Below are 22,724 nucleotides of genomic sequence, written 5' to 3'. Positions count from 1 at the left end.
GAAGTCACTCCGGTATGAGATTACGGGAGCGGCTTAGCGAGGCGACTTGTCTCGATTTTTGTCTCAAATTCGCAGTGTTTGTGCAGCTTCGCGTTAACCCTACCGGACGGTTAAATCCGCCTCGCACGGGACGGCGAAGCAATCAGATTTCGGGTTCGCTGTGCCTTCTGCCAATATGCCAGTAGCGCCAGGGCATGAACCAGACATAGCGCGCCGCAAGCGTCTCCGGCACGCGGTCGATGCCATGCGTTCCGAATGGCCCGCAGCGCAGCACCCGGAACAGTCCCATCCAGCCGCCCGCCCATAGGCCATGGCGGGCAATCGCCTCGCGGGCATATTCGGAGCAGGTCGGCAGGTGCCGGCAGCTGTTGCCGACGAAGCCTGAGAGCGTCAGCTGATAGAGGCGCACGAGCGACGTGCCCAGGACGCGCCCGGGTGTCTTGCGCCAAGGTCCAGGCCAATTGCGTCCATGTTGGATCGGCCGGGTGCCGTGCGTATGTCCGGAATGGTCGCCCATCGCTCCGCAGCCTGTTTCACTGCCATAGATGTGGGCTTCGGCGCTGAAACGCAATGCTTTTGCCCTCAAGGTCTGGAGTGCCGGACGGGATGACTGCCGTCCCATGGGCGATGGTGATGGGGAAGATCGCGACAGTTATGGTGATATCCGCTGTGCACGCGCTCGCCATGCCATTGGAAGGTCGCTATCCGTATCGCGTCGCTGAAAATAGCCAGGAACTCGTTCATGGCAGGTCCTCCTTTGAACGGATTAGACTGCCGCTGGCCTTCCCTCTCAAACGAGTATAATTTCCGCGTCGGATAACTTGAGGTTATGCGACATGAAGCGTGGCCGGCTGCCGCTGACGGCGCTCAGGAGCTTCGAGACGGCCGGCCGGCATTTGAGCTTCAGCCGGGCGGCCGAGGAGCTTTACGTCTCGCAGGCCGCGATCAGCCGGCAGATACGCGAGCTCGAGACCTTTTTGGGCAGACCGCTGTTTCTGCGCCTCCATCGCCGCGTCGAGCTGACGGATGCGGGACATCTGCTGCTCGACCGATTGGTCAGAAGCTTCGACGACATCGATCGCGTGCTTTCGGAGCTCACGACCTCGCCGGCGCAGGCGATCGTCCGCGTCAGCGTCGAACCATCCCTTGCCGCCATATGGCTGCTGCCTCGGCTCAATCGTTTTCGCCAGTTGCGGCCCGACATCGATGTGTCCCTCGAAGTCGATCCACGGCCGATCGAGTTCCGCAGCGATCAGCCCGAGCTTGCCCTGCGCTTCAGCGCGCACGCCACCTCATGGCCGCGCAGCGAGGCCGAGCGCTTGGCCTCGACCGTCGATTCACCGGTTCTGTTGCCGGCGCTGCTCGCCTCCGGCCCTCCCCTGGAAAAGCCGATCGACCTTCGCCATTACACGCTGCTGCATGAGGAAAACCGCCAGGGCTGGGCGCGGTGGTTTGAGGCCGCTGGCGTGCCCGCCGATGCGGTGCCTGCACGCGGCCCGATGCTGGCCGATGTCTCGCTGTCGAAACAAGCCGCGCTGCTCGGACATGGCGTGGCGCTCGGCGATCTTTTGCAGGTCGGCGAGGAACTCGCGTCGGGCACCTTGATCAAGCCGTTCGACATCGACGTCGCTTCCGGCGCCTACTGGCTGGTGGCCAGGAGCATGGCGGACCTGCCGGAACCCGCCAGGGCGTTCGCAGACTGGATCCGAAGCGAGTTTGCTGTCACCAGGGGAGCGGCATAAGCGCTATCTTCAAGCCGCCTTTCCGGCGCGCTTCTTCTCGATCTGGCCGATCGCGTCGACCACCGCATCGAAGGTCAGCATGGTCGAGGCGTGCCGCGCCTTGTAGTCGCGCACCGGTTCCAGATATTTGAGGTCGGCGAAGCGGCCTTCCGGCGGCGCGCCGTTCTCCTTCAGCATCTTCAGCATGGTTTCGCGCACGGCGCGCAATTCGTCAGCGCTGGCGCCGACCACATGCTGGGCCATGATCGAGGACGAGGCCTGGCCGAGCGCGCAGGCCTTCACGTCATGGGCGAAATCGGTCACCACATCGCCGTCCATCTTGAGGTCGACGGTGACGGTGGAGCCGCACAATTTGGAATGCGCCCTGGCGGTCGCATCGGCATCGTCCAGCCGGCCGATCCGCCCTATATTCCCGGCGAATCCGAGAATTTTCGCATTGTAGACGTCGTCGATCATATTTTTCCAATCCGTCGCCGCCCAGCGAACAGGCTTTGCCGCTCTCGCGTCTTCCTTTCGCTCTGCTGTGCCCATATATAATGTTGGCAGTCGGGCATCGACAAGGCGACTGGAAGCCATTGTCCTTGCTCATCTGTTCACGCCGCTTGCGGGATGGAAATGGGCGATTTTCACCCAAAAGGTCGTGGTCCGTTCAACTCGTCCCACCTTTGAGTGGGACTACGGGAGACGCCTTTATGGATGCCGTCATCAAGAAAATCATGCCCCCGTCCGAATATTTGGAAAAGCCCGTCACCGACCGGCCGAGCGAAGCCGAGGTCGAGGCCGCCGTGCGCACGCTTTTGCGCTGGACCGGCGACAATCCGGACCGCGAAGGTCTGGTCGACACGCCCAAGCGCGTCACCAAAGCCTTCCGCGAAATGTTCAACGGCTATGACATGTGCCCGGCCGACGAGCTTGGCCGCACCTTCGAGGAAGTCGCGGGCTATGACGATCTCGTCATCGTCAGGAACATAAAATTCCATTCGCATTGCGAGCATCACATGGTGCCGATCATCGGCAAGGCGCATGTCGGCTATCTGCCGGACGGCAAGGTGGTCGGCCTGTCGAAGATCGCGCGCGTTGTCGACATCTTCGCGCACCGCCTGCAGACGCAGGAGGCGATGACCGCGCAGATCGCCGGCGTCATCCAGGACGTGCTCAACCCGCGCGGCGTCGCCGTCATGCTCGAGGCCGAGCATATGTGCATGGCCATGCGCGGCATCCGCAAGCAGGATTCGACCACGCTGACCTCGACCTTCACGGGCGTCTTCAAGGATACGCCCGAGGAGCAGGTCCGTTTCGTCACCATGGTGCGCGCAGGCGGCTGATCGCCGGCCATCGCCGGCCACTAGAAAGAAAGATCGACCGGCGATGTCGGCACTGCAATTCCCCAAAGCCCCGTCCGACAAGAAAGCGTTGGAGGAAGGCTCCGTCCTATCTCCGCGCTTCGATGCGGCCGGCCTCGTCACCGTCGTCGTCACCGATGCCGGCGACGGCATGCTCCTGATGGTCGCGCATATGAACGCCGAGGCGCTGGCGCTTACGCTCGAGACCGGCATTGCCCATTACTGGTCGCGCTCGCGCAACGCGCTGTGGAAGAAGGGCGAGACCTCGGGCAATTTCCAGCAGGTCGTCGAGATGCGCACGGATTGTGACCAAGACGCGATATGGTTGCGCGTCAAAGTGTTGGGCCACGACGCAACCTGCCACACCGGACGGCGTTCTTGTTTTTATCGGACGGTGGGGCTCAGCGACGGCAAAGCGGTGCTTGCCGGCGATGGCAGCAAGCTGCTGTTCGATGCGAACCAGACGTATCTGAAGCCGGTGTGAACCATTCGATATTCACAAACCACTCAGATTCACTATTCTCAAATATCCTTTTGGTAGAAGGGATATGGGACAAGGGAGATCATGATGCTCGAATGGGCGTCATTGCGCAGCAGACCTGACGTTCGGGAGGCCAATGGCCCGGCATCGTCCGGCGGCGCATCTGACCCGAAGTCTCAGAAGAAAATCGGCATTTCGCTGGCGCTCGGCGGCGGTTGCGCCAGGGGCTGGGCTCATATCGGCGTGCTGCGCGCGCTCGACGAGGCCGGCATCGAAGTATCGATGATTGCCGGCACCTCGATCGGCGCGCTGGTCGGCGGCTGCTATCTTGCCGGTAAGCTCGACGAGCTGGAGGAGTTTGCCCGAAGCCTGACCAAGCGGCGCATCTTCGGCCTTCTTGATCTCAATCTGCGCGGCAGCGGTCTGTTCGGCGGCATGAAGCTCGACGCGCGGCTGCGCGAGCATCTGGCCGGCGTCCGCTTCGAGAACTTGTCGAAGCCCTTTGTCGCCGTCACCTCGGAAATTCGCACCGGCCATGAGATCTGGCTGTCGAATGGCTCGCTAATCACCGCTATGCGCGCTTCCTACGCGCTGCCGGGCGTCTTCGAGCCGGTGAACTGCAACGGCCGCATCCTGGTCGACGGCGCGCTGGTCAATCCGGTGCCTGTGTCGGTCTGCCGCGCCTATGAGCAGCCGCTCGTCGTCGCCGTCAACCTGCACTACGACCTGTTCGGCCGCGCGGCCGTGATAAAGCACAGCGCCGGTGAGCTGGTCGTAGAGAATGACGCGCCGAGATCCGGCCAGCCGGAGCATCAGGCCCATCATACCCGCCTTGGCATCACCGGCGTGATGGTCGAGGCGTTCAACATCATCCAGGACCGGATTTCGCGCGCCAGACTGGCCGGCGATCCGCCGGACATGTCACTGCAGCCGAAACTCAGCCATATCGGCCTGACTGAATTCCACCGCGCCGACGAGGCGATCAGCATCGGCTACCAGGCGACGAAGGCGCAGATCAGCGAACTGACCCGGCTGCAGTCCGTTCTGGTGTGATTGCAATCCACCGCCTTTCTCAAGGTGGCCGGCATCACCTGAATATCAGCCCACCTTACGCCAGCGCGGCATCGCTGATGCGAAACTGCACCGTGCGGTTGCCGTTCCAGTAATTGCCCGACAACGAACCGGCGATATGCACGGTCCTGCCCCTGTTTTTAAACAGGAATTCGCCGAGCGCCGTGTCGACGGCACGGAACGCAATGGCTTGGATGTTGCCGCCGCTTTGCGACTGCAGGTCCACCCGAATGTGATTGGTGCCGATCGCGCGCGCATCGGTCAGCCGGTGGCGCGGCAACACGAACACCGGCGCGATGTGCCCGGCCCCGAACGGCCCGGCTTTCTCTAGCGCGTCGAGCAGCGCGATCGTGGCGCCCTCGGCGGCCAGGGCGCCGTCGATCGCCAGGCTTTCCTCATTCTGCAGCCGGAACACGTCGGCCGCGGCGCGCTCCTCGAAGAAGGCGCGCAACTCGCCGAGCTTCGCGCGCTCGACGGTGATGCCGGCGGCCATCGCATGACCGCCGCCCTTGACGATCAGTCCGGCCGTCGCCGCCTCGCGCACCAGCCGGCCGAGGTCGAAGCCGGTCACCGAACGGCCGGAGCCCGTGCCGATGCCGGTCGAATTGAAGGCGATGGCAAAGGCCGGCCGGCGCGCATAATCCTTGAGCCGCGAGGCGATCAGCCCGACGATGCCGGGGTGCCAGCTGTTGCTGGCCGTCACGATGACGGCGGGGCCGTTGCCGCCGGCAAGCTCCGCATCGGCCTCGGCCCGCGCCTGCGCCAGCATCTCCTGCTCCATCTGCTGCCGTTCCTGGTTCAACCGGTCCAGCGTCTCGGCGATGCTTGCCGCCTCGACGGGATCGTCGGTAGCCAAAAGCCGGCTGCCAAGCGCGGCATCGCCGATGCGGCCGCCGGCATTGATGCGAGGGCCGATCAGGAAGGACAGATGGAAGGTGTTGATCGGCTCGCCGATGCGCGAGACCCGCGCCAACGCCGCCAGCCCCTCATTCTTTTGTTGGCGCAACACCTGCAGCCCCTTGACCACGAAGGCGCGGTTGACGCCGGTGAGCGGCACCACATCGCAGACCGTCGCCAGGGCCACCAGATCGAGCATTGAAAGCAGGTCGACCGGCGCGGCGTCGGGTAGCCTCTCGCGCAGCACCTTGGCCGTCTGCACCAGGCACAGGAAGACGACGCCGGCGGCGCACAGATGCCCCTGCCCCGACAAGTCGTCCTCGCGATTGGGATTGACCACGGCCGTCGCCGCCGGCAGCGGGCCGCCGACCTGGTGATGGTCGAGCACCACGACGTCGGCGCCGGCTGCTCTGGCCGCCTCGATCGAGGTCGCGCTGTTGGTGCCGCAGTCGACGGTGACGATCAGCTTCGCGCCGCGCGAGATCAAGTCCCGCATCGCTTCCGGATTGGGCCCGTAGCCTTCGAAGATGCGGTCCGGGATATAGATTTCGGACGGTACGGAAAAATGCGTGAGAAAGCGTTTTAAGAGCGCCGACGAGGCCGCGCCGTCGACATCGTAATCGCCGAAGATCGCCACTTTTTCGTGGGCGACGATCGCGTCGGCCAGCCTTGCCGCCGCTTTCTCCATATCGGTCAGCGACGCTGGGTTGGGCAAAAGTTCGCGAATGGTCGGGTCGAGGAAGCGCGCGGTCTGTTCCACGCTGACGCCGCGCCCGGCAAGCACCCGCGCCACTATGTCGGGCACGCCATGGCCCTGCGCCATCGCCAAAGCGGCCATATCCTGGCGCTCAGTCAGCCGGTGTTCCCAGGAAACACCGGTCGCCGACTGCCTGACATCGAGGAAGAACCGTTTCTCGCCCGTCATGCGACGCGCCGTCTGCACATCATCCTTGCGCAGATATCAATATGCGACGGCCGGAGCAATTGCGGGGCGGCGAGCAATCCGGGGAAAGGTGTGGAAGGTTTCCTCGGATTGCGGCAAAAGCGCCTGGGCAAGGCGAAATCAAAACTTGTCCAGATCCTGGTGACGCGCCTTGATCTCGCGCACCGTGCGCGAGGACGAGCGCAGCACGATGGTGTGGGTGGTGACGAAGGTGCGGCCGAACTTCACCCCGTCGAGCAAATTGCCGTCAGTGACGCCGGTCGCAGCGAACAGCACGTCGCCTCGCGCCATGTCCTGGGCGCGATAGATGCGCTTAGGGTCGGAAATGCCCATCTTCTGCGCCCGCGCCACCTTTTCCGGCGTGTCGAGGATCAGCCGGCCCAGCATCTGCCCGCCGGTGCAGCGAAGCGCCGCCGCGGCCAGCACGCCCTCCGGAGCGCCGCCGGTGCCGAGATAGATGTCGATGCCTGTCTCGTCGGGATCGGTGGTGTGGATGACACCCGCGACATCGCCGTCGCCGATCAGCCGGATCGCGGCGCCCGTGGCGCGCACGGCCTCGATCAGCCTGGCGTGACGCGGCCGGTCGAGGATGCAGGCCGTGACGTCGGAGACGGCAACGCCCTTGGCCTTGGCCAGATTGGCGAGGTTTTCCGCCGGCGAGGCGTCGATGTCGATGAGGTCTTCCGGATAGCCGGGGCCGATGGCGATCTTGTCCATATAGACGTCGGGCGCGAACAGCAGGCTGCCCTTTTCCGCGATCGCGATGACGGCAAGCGCGTTGGGCAGGTTCTTGGCGCAGATCGTCGTGCCCTCGAGCGGATCGAGCGCGATGTCGACGGCGGGGCCTTTGCCGGTGCCGACCTCTTCGCCGATATAGAGCATCGGCGCCTCGTCGCGCTCGCCCTCGCCAATCACAACCGTGCCCTTGATCGCCAGCCGGTTGAGCTCCTGGCGCATCGCGTCCACCGCCACCTGATCGGCGGCCTTCTCATCGCCGCGCCCGCGCAGCCTGGCGGCCGCTACAGCAGCCCGTTCGGTCACACGCACGACTTCCATCGTAAGGATCCGGTCGAGACCGGCGGCGGCGATGTTCTGGGCGATATTCATGGATGGCATTCCTCGTGTCTGTTTGCTTCGAGCAATTCCACAACCTTTGAGCGCCGGAATTGCTCCGCCTCCCGCCAGAGGCGCACTTTTTCTGGCAAAGCTCCATGACAACGGCAAGACTTGCCGGGTCATTTTTCGAAATGACAGCAAAATCAATCGATTGAAGGCAGAACCGGACTTGGCTTATTCCGCCCGCTCGATGCGGATCACTTGCGGCTTGTCGGTCAGATGACCGTCCTTGGTGATGCCTTCGACGGCCCTGCGCACCGCCGCTTCCGTCGTCTCGTGCGTGACGAGGATCACCGTCTTCTGCGCCTGCGTTTCCGCGCCGGCCGCCTGTTGAACGATCGATTCCAGCGAGATGTCGTTGTCGGCCATGCGCTTGGCGATGGCCGCGAAGACGCCTGTGCGGTCATGCACGGTCAGCCGGATGAAATAGCCGCCGGCATGGCTGCGCATCTGCGCCTTCTTGTAAGGCTTCAGTTCCTTCGCCGGCCAGCCGAACACCGGGGCATGCTGGAAGCCGGGCCGGCTCTTGGCGATATCGGCAATGTCGCCGATCACCGCCGACGCGGTGGCGTTGCCGCCGGCGCCAGGACCGGAAAGCAGGAGCTCGCCCAGAATGTCGGTCTCGATCGCCACCGCGTTGATCACGCCATGCACCTGCGCAATCACCGACGCCGTCGGCACCATGGTCGGGTGCACGCGCTGCTCGATGCCGCTGTCGGTGCGCTGGGCGACGCCGAGCAGCTTGATGCGGTAACCGAGATCGCCGGCCGCGCGGATGTCGGCCTGGGTGATGTTGGAGATGCCTTCCATATAGATGTCGTTGGCGGCGATCCTGGTGCCGAAGGCAAGGCTGGTCAGGATGGACAATTTGTGCGCCGTGTCATGGCCTTCGATGTCGAAGGTCGGATCGGCCTCGGCGTAGCCCAGCCGCTGCGCATCCTTCAGGCAGGCGTCGAAGGAGATGCCTTCGGCTTCCATGCGGGTCAGGATGTAGTTGCAGGTGCCGTTGAGGATGCCGAAGACACGCGTAACCGCATTGCCGGCCATTGCCTCGCGCATCGTCTTGATGACCGGGATGCCACCGGCCACCGCCGCCTCGTAATTGAGCAGCACGCCCTTCTTCTCGGCGATCTCGGCAAGCGCCACGCCATGCTTGGCGAGCAGCGCCTTGTTGGCGCTGACGACATGGCGGCCCGCTTCGAGCGCCGCCTTCACCGAGAGCCGCGCCGGCCCCTCGTCGCCGCCGATCAGCTCGACGAAGACGTCAATATCGGCCTTTTCGGCCAGCTTGACGGGGTCCTCGAACCATTTCGCGGCGCTCAGATCGATGCCGCGGTCGCGCTTCGGGTCACGGGCTGAAATGGCCGTCACGACGATGTCGCGGCCGCACTGGCGGGTGAGCTCGGCCGCCTTGTCGCGCAGAACGCGCGCCACCGAGGCACCGACCGTGCCGAGGCCGGCAATTCCAACACGCAACGCTTCAGCCATGTCCGGCGACGCCCCTCAAAATTCAATAAATGTCCGGCAAACTCAGCGATGAGCGGCGAGCGGCACCACGTTATTGGGCTGCTTGGCGGTGGTCGCGAGGAATTTCTTGATGTTGCGCGCCGCCTGGCGGATGCGGTGCTCGTTCTCGACCAGGGCCACGCGCACATAGTCGTCGCCATGCTCTCCGAAGCCGATGCCCGGCGCCACCGCGACATCCGCATGTTCGATGAGCAGCTTGGAGAATTCGAGCGAGCCGAGATGGCGGAACTGTTCCGGGATGGGCGCCCAGGCGAACATCGAGGCGGCTGGCGCGGGAATGGTCCAGCCGGCGCGGCTGAAGGAATCGACCATCACGTCGCGGCGCTTGTGGTAGACCTCGCGCACCTCTTCGATGTCGGCGCCGTCGCCGTTCAGCGCATGCGCCGCCGCCACCTGGATTGGCGTGAAGGCGCCATAGTCGAGGTAGGACTTCACCCGCGTCAGCGCCGAAATCAGCCGCTCGTTGCCGACCGCGAAGCCCATGCGCCATCCAGGCATGGAGAAGGTTTTCGACATCGAGGTGAACTCGACGCAGACATCCATCGCGCCCGGCACCTGCAGCACCGAAGGCGGCGGGTTGCCGTCGAAATAGATCTCCGAATAGGCGAGATCCGATAGGATGATGATGTCGTTCTTCTTCGCGAAGGCGACCACGTCCTTGTAGAAATCGAGCGAGGCGACCAGCGCCGTCGGGTTCGATGGATAATTGAGGATCAGCGCCAGCGGCTTCGGAATCGAGTGGCGGATGCCCCGCTCCACCGCCGGGATGAAGCCGTCATCGGGCTCGACCTGCAGCGAGCGGATGACACCGCCCGACATGATGAAGCCGAAGGCATGGATCGGATAGGTCGGATTGGGGCACAGGATCACGTCGCCGGGCGCGGTGATCGCTTGCGCCATGTTGGCGAAGCCTTCCTTCGAGCCAAGGGTAGCCACGACTTGCGTGTCGGGGTTGAGCTTCACGCCGAAGCGGCGCTGATAATAGGCAGCCTGGGCGCGGCGTAGGCCCGGAATGCCGCGCGAGGACGAATAACGGTGCGTGCGCGGATCGCGCACCACTTCGCATAATTTGTCGACGATGGCCTTCGGCGTCGGCAGGTCCGGATTACCCATGCCAAGGTCGATGATGTCGGCGCCTTGCGAACGGGCGCTGGCCTTCAGCCGATTGACCTGCTCGAACACGTAAGGCGGAAGCCGGCGGACCTTGTGAAATTCTTCCATTTCAGTTCCAGACGATCGAAGGGTGGCGCTTATGGCGCGCGATATAGACCTAATTGCAGTTAGGGTCGAGGGTCGGGTCGCATTTGCCCTCGATCTGCTTCAGCGTGTCATCGCCATGCGTCTTGGCAAGCGTCTTGAGCGCCGCCGAATTCGTCGGCGCCTTGACGCTGCCGCCCTTGGCAAGCTGCGCCTGCTGCTCGGCCTTGAGCCGGGCGAGGTTCGCCGCGGTCTCCTCCTTGGTGAGCTGCTTGGCGGCCACCTTCGGCGGGATGTTGAGGTTGGGGTAGGACCCGGTGTCCTTCGGGCCTTCAGTCAGCGCCGTAGGCGCCGTATTGTTCGGGCTGGTACTGGTGCAGCCGCCGGCGGGCAACAGCGCGCTTACCAACCCCGCCACCATCGCCAAGCGGCAAATCGAACCCGGCCTGAGAAAAAAGGTCCCGCCAACATTAATCGTCATATTGTTTTCCTGGCAGCCGGGTTACAGCGAATTGGACCCGGTCAGATGTCCCATGGTAATATGTCAAGAAAACGCTCCGGGAGGAACCCCGCGCACCATGTCCAAAGCTCCCGATTCGGACAAAGTGGAAAATGGCGGACCTTCGGCCATCGAGCAATATCTGGTGAAGGACCCCGAGCGTTTCGCCTTGAACATGGCGCGCATGATCGAGCAGGCCGGCAAGGCGGCCTCCGCCTGGACCGAACCGCGCGAGAAGGGCGAGGTGCGCGACCATGTCGCCGAACCGGTTGTCGACATGGTCAAGACCTTCTCCAAGCTGTCGGAGTACTGGCTGGGCGACCCGCAGCGCGCGCTCGAAGCGCAGACGCGGCTCTTTGCCGGCTACATGACGGTCTGGGCGAACGCCATCCAGAAGGTCAATCCCAACGCCGAGGCGCCCCAAGATGCGGTTCAGCCGGAGCGTGGCGACAAGCGCTTCCAGGATCCGGAATGGGGCCGCAACGCCTTTTTCGACTTCTTGAAGCAGGCCTATCTCGTCACCTCGCGCTGGGCGAACGAGCTCGTCGAGCATGCCGAGGGCCTGGACGAGCACACCCGCCATAAGGCGAGCTTCTATGTCAAGCAGGTGTCGAACGCGATCGCGCCCTCGAACTTCATCCTGACCAATCCGGAGCTGTTTCGCGAAACGGTCGCCTCAAACGGCGAAAATCTGGTGCGCGGCATGAAGATGCTGGCCGAGGACATCGCCGCCGGTCGCGGCGACCTGAAGCTGCGCCAGGCCGACTACACGCCTTTCGAAATCGGCAAGAACATAGCCACCACGCCCGGCAAGGTCATCGGCCGCAGCGATGTCGCCGAGATCATCCAATATGATCCGGTGACGGAGACGGTGCTGAAGCGGCCGCTGCTGATCTGTCCGCCATGGATCAACAAGTTCTACATCCTCGACCTCAACCCGCAGAAGTCCTTCATCCGCTGGGCGATCGAGCAAGGCCACACGGTCTTCGTCATTTCCTGGATCAATCCCGACGAGCGCCACGGCGCCAAGGGCTGGGAGGCCTATATCCGCGAAGGCCTGCAATTCGGCCTGGATATGGTGGAGAAGGCCACTGGGGAAAAAGAGGTCAACGCCATCGGCTACTGCGTCGGCGGCACGCTCCTGGCTGCCGCGCTGGCGCTGTTGGCGCAGGAAGGCGACGACCGCATCAAATCGGCTACCTTCTTCACCACTCAGGTCGACTTCACCTATGCGGGCGACCTCAAGGTCTTCGTCGACGAGGATCAGGTTGCCGCCGTCGAGCGCGCGATGAGTGAGAAGGGCTATCTTGAAGGCACCAAGATGGCGACCGCCTTCAACATGCTGCGCTCGGGCGACCTGATCTGGCCCTATGTCATCAACAACTACATGCGCGGCAAGGAGCCCCTGCCCTTCGACCTGCTTTACTGGAATGCCGATTCCACGCGCATGGCGGCGGCCAACCATTCCTTCTACCTGCGCAACTGCTATCTGGAGAACAATCTTTCGCGCGGCACGATGGAACTTGCCGGCCGCACCGTCTCGCTGGCCGACATCACCATCCCGGTTTACAACCTGGCGACGAAAGAAGACCACATCGCGCCGGCGCTTTCGGTGTTCCGGGGATCGCAGTTTTTCGGCGGCGACGTCGAATATGTGATGGCGGGTTCCGGCCACATCGCCGGCGTGGTCAACCCGCCGGCGGCCAAGAAATACCAGTACTGGACCGGCGGCAAGCCGGTGGGCGATTTCAACGCGTGGCTTGCCGCCGCGCACGAGCATCAAGGCTCCTGGTGGACGCACTGGCAGCACTGGATCGAGAACCAGGACAACATCCGCGTACCCGCCCGTAAACCCGGCAAGCGTATGAAAACCTTGGGAGATGCGCCGGGCACCTATGTCAAGGTGCGCGTGTAACGGACTGTAATGTCTGGTGAGTTGACGGGCCGCCAAAACAGGGCGAAATGGTGGCGTCAATCGTTCGGCGGCCTCAAATCACCTTCCGATTCAGATTAATTCCGAGGCTTGCAGATTCGACACATATCCCGTTCCGGTTGGGAACAGGAGGGTTATCGCGGCGCGGTGCTGGAGTGGCGCGGCGATGACGAACCGACCGGATACCAAGGGGGAATTTATTTTGAAATCAGCAGGTTGGCGTCTCGCACGAGGGGAAAGCCGCAGCATCGCGGCAGCGCTTTTCTCCGTGCTTCTGGCCTCCTGCACCTCGACCGGCGACCCGACGATGTCGGTGGTTTCGCCCGCTTACAATTCAACCGCCACTGAAATGAGCGCGACATCCGGCGCCAAGACTGCGACCGCGGCCGATTCGTCGCTGCAGGCGTCCGCGCCGGCCGAAGCGGCATCGACCGTGATGAGCGAGGGCGATACGCCTTTGCCCGAGAAGGTCGCCTATGTGCCGGAGACGCGGCCGCAAGCCGCCTTCCCGGCCGTCGCCGTGCCGGCGGACTCCGCTGCGATTGCCGGCAGCACGCCGCAACCGCTGGTTCAGCAGGCGCAAACGGCGGAACAGACGCAAACCGTCGCCCAGCAGGTCGCCGCCGGCGATGCCGCCGCCATTGCCTCGAAGGCGCAGGCGACCACTCAAGCCATGAGCAACGGCGTCTATGTAACCGCGGGCGAGCCCGCGCAGCCGCAGATCGCCGCGCCGAAGAAGAGCCTGTTCGCCTCGTTGTTCAGCACCACGCCGGCTTCGGCAGCGCCCGCTCCCCTGATCAACAATGCGCGTTCGGGCGAGCAGTCCGCCGCGCAGGCCAAGACCACGCCGCCGCCAGCCAAGCCGATCGTGACGCTGGCCTCCGCGACATCGGGCGACAAGCCGGTGCAGCTCGCGTCGATCGACAATCCGGCCAATCACATCACCGGCGCCGATGCCCTGCCCGGCGTGCGTCAGACCGCGCTGTTCGAGATCAAGCGCAAGTCCGGCATCGACGACGAGAGCGACGTCGACCTCAACGAGGATGAGGGCGGCTCGTACCAAGTGGCGTCGGCCGCCGGCATGGCCAGGCTCGCGCCCAACGGCCTTCTGAAACAGAACGAAAGCGTCGACGTCGCCTGCCTGAAACCGTCGCTGGTGCGGGTGCTGAAGACGATCGAGGGGCATTTCGGCCGCAAGATGGTCGTCACCTCCGGCTACCGCGATCCCTCGCGCAACCGCCGCGCCAACGGCGCCAAGAACTCGTTGCACATGTACTGCGCCGCCGCCGACATCCAGGTGCCTGGCGTGTCGAAGTGGGAGTTGGCGAACTATGTCCGCTCGATGCCCGGTCGCGGCGGCGTCGGCACCTATTGTCACACCGAATCCGTCCATATCGACGTCGGCCCCGAGCGAGACTGGAACTGGCGCTGCCGTCGCCGCAGCGGCGGTGGCGAGGACGGCTGAGCCCGCCTGCCCTTTCGTCCGCCCAAGCGTTTTTTCGTCAAACCCAAGTGTTTAACAGCGTTGTGAAAAAAGTTGTCGCATGTGGCTGCGAATGGGTTGCCGGTTGCCAACAACGCAATTATAAGCCGCTTCGTCTGAGCGCGCCCATCGTCTAGCGGTTAGGACACCGCCCTTTCACGGCGGTAACAGGGGTTCGATTCCCCTTGGGCGTACCAGTCTTTCAAGCACTTAGCTCGCTTCTTGCCAAACCTGTCCATTTCTGGCCAATAGATTTCCGAACCGACGCCAAGGAACTGATCGCGGGGGCGACAGTGACAAAGACCGGTCCGTCAAAATTCGATCGCCGAGTTGATCCGGTAGGCATGCTCCCCCCATATTTTAGCAAAATCTGAAACAAAGCGATTTCGCCCGCGTTGAAAGCTCCACAAAGGAACTTTGGCGATGGACCAGGCAACTGCGGCAGTGATGGTTTTGCTTTCGTGCAGCCCAGGCGATGCGTCCATCTGCAAACCGTTGAAGACGGCGCCTCGGGTGTTCGCCTCCCTCAACGAATGCCGTACCTCGTTGGCAGCTGAACTCGCGGGCGCTCCCAACGGAAGAATGATCGGGCGGTGCCAGGTCGTCGATTCGGTTGTTACAGGCTCCCTGCCTGCCGGCTATACGACAGTTACGGTTACGCACGGCGGCAGCTCCGTCAGGTATATTGTTCCGCACAAAGAATAGCCCGCCGCCAGCGCCAGCGAGCCCTCGACTGTCCAAAGACAACTTATCAGCAGTTCAGCTGCCTCCTCCGCGAAAGTTGCCCACCCGCACCGGGACGAAACCCGTAACGTGATCGATATCACCGCAGTAGAGGTCGCCGTGAGGGCTCCTTTGCTTGGCCAAGACATTGGCACCTTCAAATCGGTGCTCAACGACTTTGCCATTTCGGTGTAGAGTTCTGCCTCCTCATGGAGGCGCGGATGAACCTGCTTCGGACAGCTCTCTTATGCGCGGTCGCGACCGCCCTGGCCGCTCTGCAGCCCGCCCTCGCCGAGGATCAGCCCGCCCAGTCAAACGGCGGCGCAGCGCAACAGCAGCCGCCCGTTCACTGTGAGGGACAGAATTGCCTGCCGCCGAAGGACGATCCCGCCCTGGAGTGCAAGGGGCAGGATTGCACGCCGGCTCCAGCGACCGACCAGCCGGCGGGCCCGGAGATCAAGAAGGTCAAGTGACAGGCAGCGGATGCGTTGCGGCGCGGCAAGCGCCGATCAATCCGGAACCATTGGCGCCGGCTCCTCGCACCGATAAACCATGCACCGGCCATCGCTGGCCGGGACATAGTCGACCATCGGCACGTAAGGAGCATCGCACTCGTTGCCGAATTGGCGGACATAACGATCATAGGTGCTCGGTCCGGTGCTCAGCACCGTCGCATGTTGGCTCTCGATCAGCGCCTGGGTCTGCGCGCACGTCATCTTGCGCGTGTCGGGCCGAGCGTCGGCGAAATGTGTGGCAGCAACGGCCATCGCCGCCGCGCAGAACGCAATCTTGCCTATGCGCATGGTGTCATCCTGGCAAACATCGGATCGGCAAATTCGCATCCGGCGACGCCGTTCCGCAACGCTCGCGCTATCACGATGCAGCGAGCGAGGCCATCATCGGTACACTAAGACATCCATGACGAGTCGAGGGCAATCGCCGCCCAGTGCCGCGCCGGACATCGAAGGGCAGTGAGACGAACACCCATTGGACTGGGCGCACTATGTCTATCCGCCTGTTGACGACCGGTACAAATCTCCGTGAGCGATGGCCGCAAGCAATATCCCACTATATAACAGCGTCGTTGAGGTAATGAGATGCCAGGCGCCTACGATCTCGGAACCAATCTGGTCCGCCGTATCTATGAAAAGCGCATAGATGCACCGGCCATTCTTGACGCCGGCACACATTTTCCCAACGCCGCGAAGTTCACCGCCGCCTGGCAAGATATCCGCGACGAGGCGCTGGCGGCGAAGCTGAACAAGGCGCCGCGCTTCCACGACATCATGCCGGAGCAGGTCGATATCTCGGCCAATGACGGTCTCGACTGGCGCATGTTCGTGCTCAAGGCCTATGACATGACCATCCCGGAGAACCTCGCGCGCATGCCGGTGCTGAGCCGGCTGCTTTCGGAGTGCCCCGAGGTCAAATCGGCGGCCGTCTCGTTCCTCGCCCCGCGCAAGCACATCCCGCCGCACCGCGGACCCTTTCGCGGCATCATGCGGTTCCATCTCGGCCTGGTCATCCCCAAACAGCCGGACGGCCGTCCGGCAACGATCATGATGATCAATCACGAGGAAAGGCGCATCGCCGACGGCGAATGCATGCTTTGGGACGACACATTCGAGCACGAGGTCATGAACAACTCGGATCAACCCCGCGTCGCTCTCCTGCTCGACGTGTGGCGTCCGCAAATGCCGCTGGATATGGAAATCCTGTCGCGCGTGATCGTGCGCGGCGTGCAGGTGGGAATGCGCTATCGGGGCGTGTCGTTCGGCGGCTGAAAACTGCGATCGCGCTTTAAGCGCGCGTCTCGCGATACGTTCCTGCCCCGCTGCCACGCTTGCCAGGGAACATCGCGTCCTTCGCCAGCAATCCGCTGACGCGGCAGAAGGCTGCGAACGCGCGGCAGGCTTCCTCGGTGCTGGCCACGTCAACCGTTGCCCCGAAACAGGCATTGAACGCGGCTTCGTAGATCTTGCCCTGCCGGCGCTTCGGCCAATCCTGCAGGAAATCGAGCGCCTGCTCGACGCTGTAGATTTCCTCGACCGGCAGGCCAGGCGCGGGCGTGATGCGCACCGGCACCTCGAATTGCAGTCTGTCCATTCCCTGTCTCCCCAAACTGGCGTAGCCGGAGCAACGCCGTTCGTTCTGAAAAGTTGCTTTTGGTGGCTTCTGACTCGCAAATGTGACCTCAGTTCGATGAAGAATCGGCTCGCCGGTGCGGCAGATCGGCCCCTTGCCGCTGCTGGTTGGCGGGTCCGTCCCCGCGTCATAGGCCAAGCGGATACCAACATCAGCAGATAGGCGGACGGCAGCGCGAAGATGGCGGCGAGCACGACCGCCGCTGTTCCTTCTCCGAACATCAGGACCGACCGAACGCATGGAATGGCCGGAGGATAGCCGCCACGGAGGCCGCAATCGCACTTCGTCCTTGAACCTTGCGGCTTCCGGTGCCAAATCTGAGGCAAATTTTCGCATTCGGCTCCTGGGAGCCCACCCGGCAAACGGACAAGAATGGTTACCTATCTCGACGCCTCCACCGCGCCCCTTCGAAACACCGGCCAGATCCGCCTTTACGGCGAGGAAGGCTTTGCCGGCATGCGTAAGGCTTGCGATCTCACCGCGCGCTGCCTCGACGAGCTTGTCCCGATGGTGAAGCCCGGCGTAACGACGGAAGCGATCGACCGCTTCGTCTTCGAATTCGGCATGGACCACGGCGCGCTGCCGGCGACGCTCAATTATCGCGGCTACACCAAATCGTCCTGCACCTCGATCAACCACGTCGTCTGCCATGGCATTCCCGACAACAAGCCGCTGAAGGAAGGCGACATCGTCAACATTGACGTCACCTATATCCTCGACGGCTGGCATGGCGATTCCTCGCGCATGTATCCGGTGGGCACGATCAAGCGCGCCGCCGAGCGCCTGCTTGAGGTGACTTACGAGTGCCTGATGCGCGGCATCGCCGCGATCAAGCCCGGGGCCCGCACCGGCGCCATCGGCGCCGCGATCCAGACCTATGCCGAGGCCGAGCGCTGCTCGGTGGTGCGCGACTTCTGCGGCCACGGCGTCGGCCAGCTTTTCCACGACGCGCCGAACATCCTGCATTACGGCACCGTCAATGAAGGCGTCGAGATGCGGCCTGGCATGATCTTCACCGTCGAGCCGATGATCAATCTCGGCAGGCCGCATGTGAAAGTGCTGTCGGACGGCTGGACGGCGGTCACGCGCGACCGCTCGCTGTCGGCGCAGTACGAGCACACGGTCGGCGTCACCGACACCGGCTGCGAGATCTTCACGCTGTCGCCGAAAAAGCTCGACCGCCCTGGCCTGCCGGGGTAGAGCGGCCCATCGTTTCCTGGAAACGATGGTCGCTCCACGCTCTTGTTTAACGCAATTCCGAACGGAAACCGCTTCACACTTTTCCTGGAATTGCTTTAGGTTCAACCAAAGCCTGAGGGGGAGCGGGCGAGTATGGGCAAAGTCGAGGACGAGCGGGCGTTCTTTTCCGAAGGCTGGGTCGAGCCGCCAAAGGCGGCACTGAAAAAGACCGCGGCAGCAGAAAAGCCCCATTATCACGGCCATCGCGACCGCCTGCGCGAACGCTTTGCCGCCGGCGGCCCGGACGCCCTGCCCGACTATGAACTGCTCGAGTTGCTTCTGTTCCGGCTGATCCCGCGCGTCGACACCAAGCCCATCGCCAAGGCGCTCATCGCCCGCTTCGGCTCGCTGGCGGAAGTGCTCGGCGCGCCGGCATCGCTGCTTGAAGAAGTCAAAGGCATCGGGCCGAATGTCGCGACCGACCTGAAGGTCGTCGCCGCGACGGCGCAGCGGATGGCGCGCGGCGAGGTGCGCGGCCGCGAAGTCCTATCCAACTGGACACAACTGCTCGACTATTGCCGTTCGGCCATGGCCTTCGAGGCCCGCGAGCAGTTCCGCATCCTGTTCCTCGACAAGAAGAACGGGCTGATCGCCGACGAGGTGCAGCAGACCGGCACCGTCGACCACACGCCAGTCTATCCGCGCGAGGTGGTGAAGCGCGCGCTCGAACTCTCAGCCAGCGCCGTCATTCTGGTGCATAACCACCCTTCCGGGGACCCGACGCCGTCCCGCGCGGACATCGAGATGACCAAGCAGATCATCGATACCGCCAAGCCACTCGGCATTGCCGTGCACGACCACATCATCATCGGCCGCAAGGGCAATGCCTCGATGAAGGGCCTGCTGCTGATTTGAGGCGTTTGCCCGGCATTTCGAGCTGGCCGGGACATCGTCTCCTCATCAGATAGTCGGCTCTGGAATTTCAGCAGGAAATCAAGCATGATGGGACTTGGTATTTTCCTAGGATGCTTCGCGCACCGGTGAAATACCGGGAGGACGGGACATGGCCATTGTGCTTGTACTCGTTTTGATCGTTGTGGGCTCGGTGCTGTTCCACCTCCTGAGCCCATGGTGGTGGACGCCGATCGCCTCGAACTGGGACTATATCGACAACACCATCATCATCAGCTTTTGGATCACCGGCATCGTCTTTGCCGCTGTCGTGCTCTTTATGGCTTATTGCGTCTTCCGCTTCCGGCATCGGGAAGGCAATCGCGCGGCATATGAACCGGAGAACAAGCGACTCGAATCGTGGCTGATGATCGCAACGGCGGCCGGTGTCACCGCCTTGCTGGTTCCCGGCCTCTTCGTCTGGAGCCGCTTCGTCAACGTTCCCAGCGATGCCGCCGATATCGAGGTTATCGGCCAGCAATGGCAATGGAGCTTCCGCCTGCCCGGCAAGGACGGCAAGCTCGGCACCTCCGACACCCGCATCGTCTCGGCTGAAAACCCGCTCGGCATCATACCCGGCGACCCGAACGGCCAGGATGATATCGTGGTCGAGGCGGCGGACCTGCACCTGCCGGTCGGCAAGCCGGTCAAGGTGCTGTTGCGCTCGATCGACGTGCTGCACGATTTCTACATCCCGGAATTCCGCGCCAAGATGGATATGATCCCGGGATCGGTCACGTATTTCTGGTTCACGCCAACGCGGACCGGAACCTTCCAGGTTCTGTGCGCCGAGCTGTGCGGCCAGGGACATCCGCTGATGCATGGCGTGGTGATGGTCGACACCGAGCAGGACTACCTGGCGTGGCTTGGCCAGCAACAGACCTTTGCGCAATTGTCCGCGCCCAAGCAAACGGGCTCGGCGAACCAACCGTCGGAAAAGACGATGGCGTCCAGCTTGGACGTCGCGGCAAAACTCGAAAAACTCGAGGCCCGCTGAACAGGGCACGGAGGTGCTCCCATGGTCGACGTCACACCCGCAGATGCCGTTCCACCCGCCGAAGTCGCGGAGATGGAGCTCTACCATCCGCACAGCTGGTGGACGAAATACGTCTTCTCACAGGACGCCAAGGTCATAGCAGTCCAGTATTCGGCGACGGCGACGGCTATCGGCCTCGTCGCGCTGATGCTGTCCTGGCTGATGCGCCTGCAGCTCGGCTTCCCCGGCACGTTCGATTTCATCACGCCGGAGGCCTACTATCAGTTCATCACCATGCACGGCATGATCATGGTGATCTATTTGCTCACCGCGCTCTTCCTTGGCGGCTTCGGCAATTACCTCATTCCGCTGATGGTCGGCGCCCGCGACATGGTCTTTCCCTATGTCAACATGCTGAGCTATTGGGTCTATCTGCTCGCCGTGCTGGTCCTGGTGTCGAGCTTCTTTGCGCCGGGCGGGCCGACGGGCGCGGGCTGGACGCTTTACCCGCCGCAGGCGATCACGAGCGGCACGCCGGGTGGCCAGGACTGGGGCATCATCCTGATGCTCTCTTCGCTCATCCTGTTCATCATCGGCTTTACCATGGGTGGCCTGAACTATGTGGTGACGGTGCTGCAAGGCCGCACGCGCGGCATGACCTTGATGCGCCTGCCGCTCACCGTCTGGGGCATCTTCACCGCCACGGTCATGGCGCTTCTGGCCTTCCCGGCACTGTTCGTTGCTTGTGTGATGATGCTGCTCGACCGTCTGCTGGGCACTTCCTTCTTCATGCCGGCAATCGTCGAGATGGGCGAGCAACTGCAGCACAATGGCGGCAGCCCGATCCTGTTCCAGCATCTGTTCTGGTTCTTCGGCCACCCGGAAGTCTACATCGTGGCGCTGCCGGCCTTCGGCATCGTGTCCGATCTGATCAGCACACATGCGCGCAAGAACATCTTCGGCTATCGCATGATGGTCTGGGCCATCATCGCCATCGGCGCGCTGAGCTTCGTGGTCTGGGCGCACCACATGTATGTCAGCGGCATGAATCCGTATTTCGGCTTCTTCTTTGCCACCACGACGTTGATCATTGCGGTGCCGACCGCGATCAAGGTCTATAATTGGGTTCTGACGTTGTGGCGCGGCGACATCCACCTCACCATACCGATGCTGTTCGCGCTCGCTTTCATCGTCACCTTCGTCAATGGCGGCCTGACGGGCTTGTTCCTCGGCAACGTCGTCGTCGACGTGCCGCTGTCGGACACGATGTTCGTCGTCGCACATTTCCACATGGTCATGGGCGTCGCGCCGATCCTGGTGATCTTCGGCGCGATCTACCACTGGTATCCGAAGGTCACCGGACGGATGCTCAACGAGACACTCGGCCGCTTCCATTTCTGGGTAACCTTCCTCGGCGCTTATCTGATCTTCTTCCCCATGCACTATCTCGGCCTGATGGGCGTTCCGCGGCGTTACGCCGAACTGACCGACATGAATATCATGACGGAATCGGCCCACCATCTGAACTCGTTCATCAGCATCATGGCCTTCATCGTCGGCTTCGCCCAGATGGTGTTCCTGTTCAACCTGATCTGGAGCATCCGCCATGGCCGCGAGGCCGGCGGCAATCCGTGGCGGGCAACGACGCTCGAATGGCAAACGCCTGAGACGCCGCCGGCACACGGCAATTTCGGCAAGGACCTGCCGATCGTCTATCGGTGGGCTTACGACTACAGCGTGCCGGGCGCCAAGGAAGACTTCATCCCGCAGAACGTGCCGGGCACCTTCGGCCCCTCCAGGGAGCCGGCATGAGCGTCATCCTGGTCTTCCTGTTGGTGATCGCCGGCTTTGCCGGTTGGTGGCTTTCGCACCAGCGATTGACAGCGAAGCCGTGGCTGGAGCAAGGCGTGGCCGGGGACTTCGTCGGCTTCGACCGGTCGTCCCTGCCCACCGCCAAGATCGGCCTCGGCGTCTTCCTCGCCGTCGTCGGCTGCCTGTTCTCGCTGTTCACCAGCGCCTATTTCATGCGCATGGGCCTGTCGGACTGGCAACCTCTGCCATTGCCGCGCCTGCTTTGGCTCAACACGGGGGTGCTGGCGCTGAGCAGTGTCGCGCTGCAATGTGCCGTGGTCGCCGCGCGCAGAGGCCAGGTGGACACGGTAAGGCTCGGTCTTGCAACGGCGGGATTGACCGCCCTCGCCTTCCTCGCCGGCCAGTTGATTGCTTGGCGGCAGCTGACGGAGGACGGCTACCTGCTGGCCTCCAACCCGGCCAACAGCTTTTTCTATCTGATCACGGCGATGCATGGCCTGCACATACTGGGCGGGCTGGTCGGCCTTGGCAGGACGAGCGCCGGCGCCTGGAACGGAACGCAGCGGGAGCGGCTGCGCCTCAGCGTCGAGCTCTGCGCCATGTATTGGCATTTCCTGCTTTTTGTCTGGCTGTGCATCTTCGCCGTCCTGGCCGGTTGGGCGGCGACGTTCGTGAGCATTTGCCAAAGGCTGCTGACCTAGGAGAC

At 63.1% G+C, this 22,724-nt stretch carries 23 protein-coding genes and 1 tRNA gene; 14 read left to right on the top strand and 10 right to left on the bottom strand.

Going from position 1 to position 22,724, the window contains the following annotated elements; translation table 11 throughout:
• Positions 1 to 142: 142 nt before the first annotated feature.
• On the bottom strand, positions 143 to 517 hold the full coding sequence (yidD, locus tag LB528_RS00515) for a membrane protein insertion efficiency factor YidD (RefSeq protein WP_224713462.1): 375 nt from the start codon (positions 515 to 517) through the stop codon (positions 143 to 145).
• Positions 518 to 836: 319 nt separating this feature from the next.
• Between yidD and LB528_RS00510 the strand changes: the two genes are divergently transcribed.
• Entirely contained in the window at positions 837 to 1,742 is a 906-nt protein-coding gene (locus LB528_RS00510; RefSeq protein ID WP_224713461.1) for a LysR substrate-binding domain-containing protein, read from the top strand.
• A gap of 9 nt (positions 1,743 to 1,751) precedes the next feature.
• Here the strand turns inward: LB528_RS00510 and LB528_RS00505 are convergent, their stop codons facing one another.
• Positions 1,752 to 2,198 carry an iron-sulfur cluster assembly scaffold protein gene (locus tag LB528_RS00505; protein ID WP_224511397.1) on the bottom strand — a complete coding sequence of 149 codons (447 nt, stop codon included), beginning with the start codon at positions 2,196 to 2,198 and terminating at the stop codon, positions 1,752 to 1,754.
• Positions 2,199 to 2,434: 236 nt separating this feature from the next.
• Here LB528_RS00505 and folE point away from each other — a divergent pair, with 236 nt between their 5' ends.
• The 3 genes from folE to LB528_RS00490 all read left to right on the top strand — a co-directional run bounded on the left by folE (position 2,435) and on the right by LB528_RS00490 (position 4,619).
• Complete coding sequence (gene folE / locus LB528_RS00500; RefSeq protein ID WP_224511395.1) at positions 2,435 to 3,067, top strand: GTP cyclohydrolase I FolE; 633 nt, start codon at positions 2,435 to 2,437, stop codon at positions 3,065 to 3,067.
• A gap of 43 nt (positions 3,068 to 3,110) precedes the next feature.
• Positions 3,111 to 3,569 (top strand): phosphoribosyl-AMP cyclohydrolase, encoded by a 459-nt coding sequence (gene hisI, locus LB528_RS00495; protein ID WP_224511393.1) that lies wholly within the window; start codon positions 3,111 to 3,113, stop codon positions 3,567 to 3,569.
• An 84-nt stretch (positions 3,570 to 3,653) separates the two neighbouring features.
• Positions 3,654 to 4,619, top strand: a complete 966-nt coding sequence (locus LB528_RS00490) for a patatin family protein (protein WP_224511391.1) — start codon at positions 3,654 to 3,656, stop codon at positions 4,617 to 4,619.
• 55 nt (positions 4,620 to 4,674) lie between these two features.
• Here the strand turns inward: LB528_RS00490 and recJ are convergent, their stop codons facing one another.
• The 5 genes from recJ to LB528_RS00465 all read right to left on the bottom strand — a co-directional run bounded on the left by recJ (position 4,675) and on the right by LB528_RS00465 (position 10,798).
• Positions 4,675 to 6,459 carry a single-stranded-DNA-specific exonuclease RecJ gene (gene recJ / locus LB528_RS00485; protein WP_224713460.1) on the bottom strand — a complete coding sequence of 595 codons (1,785 nt, stop codon included), beginning with the start codon at positions 6,457 to 6,459 and terminating at the stop codon, positions 4,675 to 4,677.
• A 138-nt stretch (positions 6,460 to 6,597) separates the two neighbouring features.
• On the bottom strand, positions 6,598 to 7,584 hold the full coding sequence (gene glpX, locus LB528_RS00480) for a class II fructose-bisphosphatase (protein ID WP_224713459.1): 987 nt from the start codon (positions 7,582 to 7,584) through the stop codon (positions 6,598 to 6,600).
• A gap of 183 nt (positions 7,585 to 7,767) precedes the next feature.
• On the bottom strand, positions 7,768 to 9,081 hold the full coding sequence (locus tag LB528_RS00475) for a homoserine dehydrogenase (protein WP_224713458.1): 1,314 nt from the start codon (positions 9,079 to 9,081) through the stop codon (positions 7,768 to 7,770).
• 42 nt (positions 9,082 to 9,123) lie between these two features.
• The gene (locus tag LB528_RS00470; RefSeq protein ID WP_224713457.1) at positions 9,124 to 10,341 is read right to left on the bottom strand and encodes an LL-diaminopimelate aminotransferase; all 1,218 of its coding nucleotides are present in this window, start codon (positions 10,339 to 10,341) and stop codon (positions 9,124 to 9,126) included.
• Positions 10,342 to 10,390: 49 nt separating this feature from the next.
• On the bottom strand, positions 10,391 to 10,798 hold the full coding sequence (locus LB528_RS00465) for a hypothetical protein (protein ID WP_224511381.1): 408 nt from the start codon (positions 10,796 to 10,798) through the stop codon (positions 10,391 to 10,393).
• 97 nt (positions 10,799 to 10,895) lie between these two features.
• Here LB528_RS00465 and LB528_RS00460 point away from each other — a divergent pair, with 97 nt between their 5' ends.
• The 3 genes from LB528_RS00460 (at position 10,896) to LB528_RS00450 (ending at position 14,429) form a co-directional block, all read left to right on the top strand.
• Positions 10,896 to 12,731 (top strand): PHA/PHB synthase family protein, encoded by a 1,836-nt coding sequence (locus LB528_RS00460; RefSeq protein WP_224713456.1) that lies wholly within the window; start codon positions 10,896 to 10,898, stop codon positions 12,729 to 12,731.
• 325 nt (positions 12,732 to 13,056) lie between these two features.
• A complete protein-coding gene (locus LB528_RS00455; protein WP_224511481.1) occupies positions 13,057 to 14,214 on the top strand; it encodes a YcbK family protein in 1,158 nt (385 codons plus the stop codon).
• 140 nt (positions 14,215 to 14,354) lie between these two features.
• Positions 14,355 to 14,429, top strand: a tRNA-Glu gene (locus LB528_RS00450).
• Between the two features lie 114 nt (positions 14,430 to 14,543).
• Here LB528_RS00450 and LB528_RS00445 read toward each other — a convergent pair.
• Entirely contained in the window at positions 14,544 to 14,717 is a 174-nt protein-coding gene (locus tag LB528_RS00445) for a hypothetical protein (RefSeq protein WP_224713455.1), read from the bottom strand.
• 459 nt (positions 14,718 to 15,176) lie between these two features.
• On the opposite strand from LB528_RS00445, the gene LB528_RS00440 reads away from it, so the two are divergent.
• The gene (locus LB528_RS00440; RefSeq protein WP_224713454.1) at positions 15,177 to 15,428 is read left to right on the top strand and encodes a hypothetical protein; all 252 of its coding nucleotides are present in this window, start codon (positions 15,177 to 15,179) and stop codon (positions 15,426 to 15,428) included.
• Positions 15,429 to 15,464: 36 nt separating this feature from the next.
• Here the strand turns inward: LB528_RS00440 and LB528_RS00435 are convergent, their stop codons facing one another.
• Positions 15,465 to 15,758 (bottom strand): hypothetical protein, encoded by a 294-nt coding sequence (locus LB528_RS00435; RefSeq protein WP_224511326.1) that lies wholly within the window; start codon positions 15,756 to 15,758, stop codon positions 15,465 to 15,467.
• 294 nt (positions 15,759 to 16,052) lie between these two features.
• On the opposite strand from LB528_RS00435, the gene LB528_RS00430 reads away from it, so the two are divergent.
• Positions 16,053 to 16,739 (top strand): aspartyl/asparaginyl beta-hydroxylase domain-containing protein, encoded by a 687-nt coding sequence (locus tag LB528_RS00430; protein ID WP_224713453.1) that lies wholly within the window; start codon positions 16,053 to 16,055, stop codon positions 16,737 to 16,739.
• 16 nt (positions 16,740 to 16,755) lie between these two features.
• Here the strand turns inward: LB528_RS00430 and LB528_RS00425 are convergent, their stop codons facing one another.
• Positions 16,756 to 17,061, bottom strand: coding sequence for a DUF982 domain-containing protein (locus LB528_RS00425; RefSeq protein WP_224511322.1), 306 nt, complete (start codon positions 17,059 to 17,061; stop codon positions 16,756 to 16,758).
• 411 nt (positions 17,062 to 17,472) lie between these two features.
• Between LB528_RS00425 and map the strand changes: the two genes are divergently transcribed.
• The 5 genes from map (at position 17,473) to LB528_RS00400 (ending at position 22,719) form a co-directional block, all read left to right on the top strand.
• Positions 17,473 to 18,300, top strand: a complete 828-nt coding sequence (map, locus tag LB528_RS00420; RefSeq protein WP_224511320.1) for a type I methionyl aminopeptidase — start codon at positions 17,473 to 17,475, stop codon at positions 18,298 to 18,300.
• Positions 18,301 to 18,432: 132 nt separating this feature from the next.
• Positions 18,433 to 19,194: a RadC family protein gene (gene radC, locus LB528_RS00415; RefSeq protein ID WP_224511318.1), complete on the top strand. Its 762-nt coding sequence runs from the start codon at positions 18,433 to 18,435 to the stop codon at positions 19,192 to 19,194.
• Positions 19,195 to 19,342: 148 nt separating this feature from the next.
• The gene (locus LB528_RS00410) at positions 19,343 to 20,227 is read left to right on the top strand and encodes a cytochrome c oxidase subunit II (RefSeq protein ID WP_224713452.1); all 885 of its coding nucleotides are present in this window, start codon (positions 19,343 to 19,345) and stop codon (positions 20,225 to 20,227) included.
• 21 nt (positions 20,228 to 20,248) lie between these two features.
• A complete protein-coding gene (ctaD, locus tag LB528_RS00405) occupies positions 20,249 to 22,018 on the top strand; it encodes a cytochrome c oxidase subunit I (protein ID WP_224511314.1) in 1,770 nt (589 codons plus the stop codon).
• Positions 22,015 to 22,719 carry a cytochrome c oxidase subunit 3 gene (locus tag LB528_RS00400; protein WP_224511312.1) on the top strand — a complete coding sequence of 235 codons (705 nt, stop codon included), beginning with the start codon at positions 22,015 to 22,017 and terminating at the stop codon, positions 22,717 to 22,719. Before ctaD ends, LB528_RS00400 begins: the two co-directional genes overlap by 4 nt.
• The last annotated feature ends 5 nt before the right edge of the window (positions 22,720 to 22,724 follow it).

This window comes from Mesorhizobium sp. CA4, from assembly GCF_020165075.1.
In the GTDB taxonomy this organism is placed as follows: Bacteria; Pseudomonadota; Alphaproteobacteria; order Rhizobiales; family Rhizobiaceae; genus Mesorhizobium.
This window is presented reverse-complemented; position numbering and strand designations above follow the sequence as displayed.

Coding starts and splice junctions, on each gene's coding strand:
- radC (WP_224511318.1), top strand. CDS start 18,433: ATGGGCAAAGTCGAGGACGAGCGGGCGTTCTTTTCCGAAGGCTGGGTC.
- yidD (WP_224713462.1), bottom strand. CDS start 517: ATGGGCGACCATTCCGGACATACGCACGGCACCCGGCCGATCCAACAT.
- LB528_RS00400 (WP_224511312.1), top strand. CDS start 22,015: ATGAGCGTCATCCTGGTCTTCCTGTTGGTGATCGCCGGCTTTGCCGGT.
- LB528_RS00505 (WP_224511397.1), bottom strand. CDS start 2,198: ATGATCGACGACGTCTACAATGCGAAAATTCTCGGATTCGCCGGGAAT.
- LB528_RS00475 (WP_224713458.1), bottom strand. CDS start 9,081: ATGGCTGAAGCGTTGCGTGTTGGAATTGCCGGCCTCGGCACGGTCGGT.
- hisI (WP_224511393.1), top strand. CDS start 3,111: ATGTCGGCACTGCAATTCCCCAAAGCCCCGTCCGACAAGAAAGCGTTG.
- LB528_RS00490 (WP_224511391.1), top strand. CDS start 3,654: ATGCTCGAATGGGCGTCATTGCGCAGCAGACCTGACGTTCGGGAGGCC.
- LB528_RS00455 (WP_224511481.1), top strand. CDS start 13,057: ATGTCGGTGGTTTCGCCCGCTTACAATTCAACCGCCACTGAAATGAGC.
- LB528_RS00510 (WP_224713461.1), top strand. CDS start 837: ATGAAGCGTGGCCGGCTGCCGCTGACGGCGCTCAGGAGCTTCGAGACG.
- LB528_RS00435 (WP_224511326.1), bottom strand. CDS start 15,758: ATGCGCATAGGCAAGATTGCGTTCTGCGCGGCGGCGATGGCCGTTGCT.
- glpX (WP_224713459.1), bottom strand. CDS start 7,584: ATGAATATCGCCCAGAACATCGCCGCCGCCGGTCTCGACCGGATCCTT.
- LB528_RS00410 (WP_224713452.1), top strand. CDS start 19,343: ATGGCCATTGTGCTTGTACTCGTTTTGATCGTTGTGGGCTCGGTGCTG.
- LB528_RS00470 (WP_224713457.1), bottom strand. CDS start 10,341: ATGGAAGAATTTCACAAGGTCCGCCGGCTTCCGCCTTACGTGTTCGAG.
- LB528_RS00460 (WP_224713456.1), top strand. CDS start 10,896: ATGTCCAAAGCTCCCGATTCGGACAAAGTGGAAAATGGCGGACCTTCG.
- LB528_RS00425 (WP_224511322.1), bottom strand. CDS start 17,061: ATGGACAGACTGCAATTCGAGGTGCCGGTGCGCATCACGCCCGCGCCT.
- ctaD (WP_224511314.1), top strand. CDS start 20,249: ATGGTCGACGTCACACCCGCAGATGCCGTTCCACCCGCCGAAGTCGCG.
- folE (WP_224511395.1), top strand. CDS start 2,435: ATGGATGCCGTCATCAAGAAAATCATGCCCCCGTCCGAATATTTGGAA.
- LB528_RS00430 (WP_224713453.1), top strand. CDS start 16,053: ATGCCAGGCGCCTACGATCTCGGAACCAATCTGGTCCGCCGTATCTAT.
- recJ (WP_224713460.1), bottom strand. CDS start 6,459: ATGACGGGCGAGAAACGGTTCTTCCTCGATGTCAGGCAGTCGGCGACC.
- LB528_RS00440 (WP_224713454.1), top strand. CDS start 15,177: ATGAACCTGCTTCGGACAGCTCTCTTATGCGCGGTCGCGACCGCCCTG.
- LB528_RS00465 (WP_224511381.1), bottom strand. CDS start 10,798: ATGACGATTAATGTTGGCGGGACCTTTTTTCTCAGGCCGGGTTCGATT.
- LB528_RS00445 (WP_224713455.1), bottom strand. CDS start 14,717: ATGGACGCATCGCCTGGGCTGCACGAAAGCAAAACCATCACTGCCGCA.
- map (WP_224511320.1), top strand. CDS start 17,473: ATGGTTACCTATCTCGACGCCTCCACCGCGCCCCTTCGAAACACCGGC.